Genomic DNA, 5,388 nt, shown 5'->3' with positions numbered 1-5,388 from the left:
GACCTGCGCCAAGAGATGCCCGGCGGATGCCATCGACGGCGGCAAAAACCGGATCCATGTCATCGACCAGGACAAATGCATCAAGTGCGGGACCTGCTTTGAGGCCTGCCCTCCCCGCTTCGGCGCCATAACGAAAATTGTCGGCGAGCCCGCTCCGCCCCCCCTTGCCGAGGAAGCCAGGGCCATCGTCCGAAAAGGCAAGGAAAAGTAGCGGAACCTCTCCCTATCGAGGCTGCGGGCTCCCCTGCTCCGTAGCGCGTCAGCATACCGGCTGGGGTCCATCTCCATGGGCCCCAGCCGCTCATCCAATGCAACTGTCTGAACACCTCCACATCCCCAAGAATACCACCACCCTCTCTCAAGGATAAAAAATGCTTTGCAATAATTATGCATATTATGACATAATTCATTTCTATCTTTTTTACGTGCAACTAATTGGAATAACTCCTGGAATCAATTAAAGAGCCAAACCTGCAGTTTCATCAATCAGAACATGACGAGAGCGGCAGCCTGGAAATGAGATTCCATGAGTGGATGAGGCTTTGGATATGATGGATCTTAATGAGGCGCAGAAGCAGATTCTGGAAGCAACTCCTGTCCTGGGCCACGAAAGCGTCTCTATTCTGGATTCTCTGAGGAGAGTTCTTGCCCATGATGTCGTCGTCACCGAGGATTTCCCGGCATCCGACCTGTCAGCATTGGACGGCTATGCTGTGCGCCATGTTTCCGTGCTGGGTGCTTCCAGGCTGAGTCCGGTACGCCTCAAAATTGTTGGGGAATCAGCCGCTGGGAGGCCGTCCGGCGTGAGTTTGGGAGAAGGTGAAGCCATTCGCATCATGACCGGTGGACTGGTCCCCGCAGGAGCCGATACGGTAGTCAAGTTGGAGGACACGTGGGAAGACGAAGGCTACGTTCTGTGCACCAACGACCCTGGACCCGGCGACGGGATCCGCTTCCGTGGAGAATCCTTGAAGAAGGGTGATTTGGTCCTCAGGGCGGGAGATGTCGTCGGCCCGGCGGAAATTGGTGTCCTGGCAACACTTCGGCGCGCCTACGTGTACGTTCATCAAAAACCCCTGGTGGCGATTCTGTCAACGGGTGATGAGCTCACGGACTTTCACGAGCCGCCTTCTCCCTGGAAGACCATGTGCTCGAATTTGTACGCCCTGACCGCACAGGTGATGGAGACCGGCGCCATTCCCCTCAGCCTGGGCATCGTGCGGGACGATCTTGACGCACAGCAATCCTTCCTCTCCGATGCGCTGCGTGCGGATGTCCTCATCACGTCGGGTGGACTGTCCAAGGGCAAATATGACCTGGTCAAAAGGTCCCTGGCATCATTGGGAATGGGCATCAGGTTTTCGAGCATGTTCGCAAAGCCGGGCAAACCAATGATTTTCGGCACGATAGGCAAAAAGCTCGTTTTCGGGCTGCCCGGAAACCCATCGGCGGGGATGCTCTCCTTCGATCAATTCATCAGGCCCGCACTCCTCAAAATGATGGGGCACCAGGATGCAGGCCGTGAGTCAGAATCCACATCCCACTGGCGCAAGCTGAGCGGCCCAACGTCCGAGGTCGACTCCTTCGCGGAGGGGAACGAAGGAAATGCAGGATTGTACAGAGCATCCCTCGTGCCTTTGGGAAAGCCCTCACCTTTGAGCGGCAAGAGCCGTAAGAGTCAAAAGGGTATGGATGACCCTGCATCGACACACCCCGAGCGAACCTCTCAATGAAGTATTCAAAATACTTGCTGAAAATGCACTGAAAGGCCGCGTTCCGGCCGCAGTGCGCGGCCACCAGAAAATAGCTAAGATGTAATCATGATATGGCTATATTGTCGCTTGACCTCTCCTCATCTAAGTGCTAACCTTTATGTCAAATTTGATGTAAACGATTTACTCTGGCCGGTCGCCATGCTCGAAAGCCCATGGTGCCGTGCTGCTTTTCCATGGGAGTCTTTTTGAGAAAAGCGCATTTTGGCGACCGAGGAGACAGCAATGAACGAAAAAGAACGGGCGGAGCCCGCCGGGATCAGCGTCTCCAGGCGCGGAGCCGGCGCCCCTCAGAGGAAGACACAGCCTGCACCTTTAGATGAGGAGATGATGGCAAAGGAGCTCACCGAATGAATGCCCAGCAACCTGAAGTTCCCTCCATCAGCATCATCATCCCCGTTAAGAATGAAGAGACCTTTATCCGGCGCTGCCTTTTATCCCTTTTGGAACAGGACCATCCTTCTGAAAAACTCGAGATCCTGGTAGTGGACTGCGACAGCCGGGACGGAACCGTAGCGATTGTGAAGGAACTGGCAGCCCTCCACGACAATATCAAGCTCCTCAGTAATCCGGATGGCATCATACAGAACGCCGTACGCATCGGAGTAGCCCATGCCAAAGGCGACCTGGTTCTCCGCGGAGAGGCCGGCGCCGTGTACGCATGGTATTATGTCAGCAGTTGTATCCAGAAGGCTAAAGAGGTCCATCAAGTACTGTATTGAGGCTCGCGGAAATCCGGCCTCCCGCATTCCAGAGGGGCATTGTTGTGTCAATTTTTATGTCTTTTTTGATACAGACAGGAATTCAAATGCGTCAGGGCCTGAAAGACTCTGTCGGCGGTGAATCGAACTGCCGGGCCGCTCACAAAGAAATCATGAAACCATTTATCCCCTTATTCCAGGATCTTGGCCGGGGGGACCGGATCTCACGAAAAGGGATAGCATTTGTAGAGGCAACAATTCCAGATAACCAGCGAAGAGGTGACAACAGATGAGGTACGCAGAAACAGGCTACAATTTGGAAATTGATCTGGCAACGGGAAACATCGAACGGGTGGAGACCGACCCGAAATTGATGGAGCTTCATCTCGGGGGGCTCGGCACCAGCGTCAAAATTCACTGGGACAGAGTTCCACCTGAAACCACCGCCTTCGATCCCGAAAACCTGATGGTCATCGCTACAGGTCTTCTGGTGGGCACTCCCGCTTTCAGCTGCAACCGCACTATTATCAGCACGATTTCACCTCAGACGGGGTTGCTGGCCTATCCCATGATGGGGGGATTCTTTGCGTCGGAATTGAAGCATGCCGGTTACGACAAGGTCATCATCCGCAACAAGTCCCCCAAGCTGGTCTATCTCTATATCAACAACGATAAGGTGGAGCTGCGGGATGCCGCTCACCTGAAGGGTAAGGGAGCCGTCGAAACCTGCGAGCTCATCCGGCAGGAATTGAACCAGCCGAACGCTCAGGTGGCGGCCATCGGCCTGGCCGGTGAAAACCGCGTCTGGTTTGCCTCCATCGAGCAGGGCCGGTCCAGCTGCAGCAGGCAGGGCGCGGGTGCCGTCATGGGTGACAAAGGCCTCAAGGCTGTCGTCGTTCGTGGAACGAAGGACATCAACCTGGCCGACGGCGCCAAATTCATGGAGCACATGAAAGACATCACCGCCTACATCAACTTCCGCAATGAAAACCCCCTCCCCGGGATACAGCCCATCATGGCCGGTATCGGGTCGCCTCAGGAAATGCTGCACGTGGACGAGGCGTGGCATACGACGGGGTTCGCCTGGGGCAATGCCCGCGTTCGGAGAAAAGACTTCTGGACGGAGGAAATCGCCAAGAGCTGGGAGACGACTCAACACGAAGCGGTGAAGCGGTTGATCAGCTGCTATAACTGTCCTCAGCAATGCGGCGCCTTGATCACCTACAAAGACGTTCCGGCGTACTTCATGAAATGCTTCTCCAAGCTGACCTATACCATGGCGGCCTACGTGGAGGACCTGGATTTCGCCTTCAGAATTGCCCATCGAGCCTTCAACTACGGGTTGGATTCTTTCTCTACACCGCAGGTCCTTGCCTTCGCCGTCGAGCTCTATGAAGCCGGCATTCTGACGGATGAGGACATGCCGGGATTCCCACCGGGCAACGAAGATCGGTTCTACTACCTGCTGGACAAGGTTGCCCGAAGGGAGGGAATTGGAGATATCCTGGCCGAAGGCACTTACGGGGCCGCCAGAAAAATCGGCAAAGGCGCCGAAAAATTCGACCACAATACCACCAAGAAGCATGAGCAGATGAACGTCAAGCTGGGCATGATGGATCCCCTTTACTACATCATGTACGCCACCAACGAAAAAATCAGCATCACCCAGATTGAAGGCAACTGGCCTCAGTCTCCTTTCCCCACGATGGAGCAGAGAGAGGAGTTTGTCAGAGACTGGCCACAGCTCCCCGATGAAAAGTTCAAGAAATATTTCCTGGACTGGGAGCCGCGCGGAGAAATGGCGAATCCCTATTACCCAACCCCTGACATTGCCAGTGAAATCGTCGACTGGATGGACACGATCCACAACATCGATGACGCTCTGGGATTCTGTGCCGGTATGGCGTCCTTCTGCCTGAAGCCTCCCTATCACATCAACAATTACTGGAAATTGATATCGGCAGCGACCGGGATGCAGGTCGACAAAGACGAAGTGGTACGAAAGGTCAAGAGGAGCAGGCATCTGCATCGCGCTTACAATGTCTTGAGAGGCATGCGCAGAGCCGACGAAAAGCCGCCTGAGGACCATTGGAAGAAAAGATTTCCCGAAATCGAAGAAAAGCTTCTGGACGCATACTACAAGCACAAGGGATGGAATAACGATGGTATTCCGACAAGAAAGACGTTGGAAGAATATGATTTGGGCTATGTTGCAGACGAATTGGAAAGAAGGGGGATATTGAAAGATGGCCAAGATTAAGAAAAAGATCAAGACAATCAAAGTCGATGCAGATAAATGCAATGGCTGTCGGTCATGTGAAATCATCTGCTCATCGTTTCACGCCACACCCAAATACAGCCTCAGCAATCCCGCCAGGTCTCGTATCCAGGTGATTCGTCATCCCATACAGGACATTTGGGTTCCTGTGTTCGCCGGTGAGTATACTCCGGCAGAATGCATGGGGAGAGATAAGTACATTATCAACGGGAAGGAATATGACGAGTGTGGATTCTGCCGGGCTGTCTGTCCATCCCGGGACTTGTTCAAAGAGCCCGACTCCGGCCTCCCCCTCAAGTGCGACATGTGTGAAGGCGAAGAAAAGCCCCTCTGTGTGGAATGGTGCCTCAATGATGTCCTGATCTTCGAAGAACGGGAAGAGGAAGTCGACGAAGAAGAGGAACAGAGACTGGAGGATATGGAGATCGGCCTGGAGGCATTGGCGGACAAGTATGGTCTCGACAAGCTGAAGGAAGCCCTTTCTCGCATGACAAAAGACTGATCATCAGGGCGAAAGAAGAGGTTTGAGAAAAACGGTGGAAACTGTAGCCCCTTATAAAGATATTATAGAAGTCATCAAAGCGAGCGGTGGAGACGCCTTCAAGCGATGCTTCCAGTGCGGGCTGTGCGACGTGGT

General features: G+C 53.9%; 6 protein-coding genes. All 6 read left to right on the top strand.

Going from position 1 to position 5,388, the window contains the following annotated elements:
- Positions 1-211 (top strand): 4Fe-4S dicluster domain-containing protein (locus MWC30_RS21215; protein ID WP_244086202.1); only part of this gene is annotated, 211 nt, incomplete at its 5' end.
- A gap of 337 nt (positions 212-548) precedes the next feature.
- The gene (glp, locus tag MWC30_RS21210) at positions 549-1,733 is read left to right on the top strand and encodes a gephyrin-like molybdotransferase Glp (RefSeq protein WP_244086201.1); all 1,185 of its coding nucleotides are present in this window, start codon (positions 549-551) and stop codon (positions 1,731-1,733) included.
- 264 nt (positions 1,734-1,997) lie between these two features.
- Entirely contained in the window at positions 1,998-2,126 is a 129-nt protein-coding gene (locus tag MWC30_RS22580; protein WP_256461289.1) for a hypothetical protein, read from the top strand.
- On the top strand, positions 2,123-2,494 hold the full coding sequence (locus tag MWC30_RS21205; protein WP_244086200.1) for a glycosyltransferase: 372 nt from the start codon (positions 2,123-2,125) through the stop codon (positions 2,492-2,494). Before MWC30_RS22580 ends, MWC30_RS21205 begins: the two co-directional genes overlap by 4 nt.
- Positions 2,495-2,762: 268 nt before the next feature.
- Positions 2,763-4,733, top strand: coding sequence for an aldehyde ferredoxin oxidoreductase N-terminal domain-containing protein (locus tag MWC30_RS21200; protein ID WP_244086199.1), 1,971 nt, complete (start codon positions 2,763-2,765; stop codon positions 4,731-4,733).
- On the top strand, positions 4,720-5,253 hold the full coding sequence (locus tag MWC30_RS21195; protein WP_244086198.1) for a hypothetical protein: 534 nt from the start codon (positions 4,720-4,722) through the stop codon (positions 5,251-5,253). The genes MWC30_RS21200 and MWC30_RS21195 overlap by 14 nt, the downstream gene beginning before the upstream one ends.
- Positions 5,254-5,388 lie beyond the last annotated feature (135 nt).

Source organism: Desulforhabdus sp. TSK (assembly GCF_022836495.1).
GTDB lineage: Bacteria > Desulfobacterota > Syntrophobacteria > Syntrophobacterales > Syntrophobacteraceae > Desulforhabdus.
This window is presented reverse-complemented; position numbering and strand designations above follow the sequence as displayed.

Bases quoted from the DNA above. Each gene is read 5' to 3' on its own strand.
- glp (WP_244086201.1), top strand. From the start codon at position 549: ATGATGGATCTTAATGAGGCGCAGAAGCAGATTCTGGAAGCAACTCCT.
- MWC30_RS22580 (WP_256461289.1), top strand. From the start codon at position 1,998: ATGAACGAAAAAGAACGGGCGGAGCCCGCCGGGATCAGCGTCTCCAGG.
- MWC30_RS21205 (WP_244086200.1), top strand. From the start codon at position 2,123: ATGAATGCCCAGCAACCTGAAGTTCCCTCCATCAGCATCATCATCCCC.
- MWC30_RS21200 (WP_244086199.1), top strand. From the start codon at position 2,763: ATGAGGTACGCAGAAACAGGCTACAATTTGGAAATTGATCTGGCAACG.
- MWC30_RS21195 (WP_244086198.1), top strand. From the start codon at position 4,720: ATGGCCAAGATTAAGAAAAAGATCAAGACAATCAAAGTCGATGCAGAT.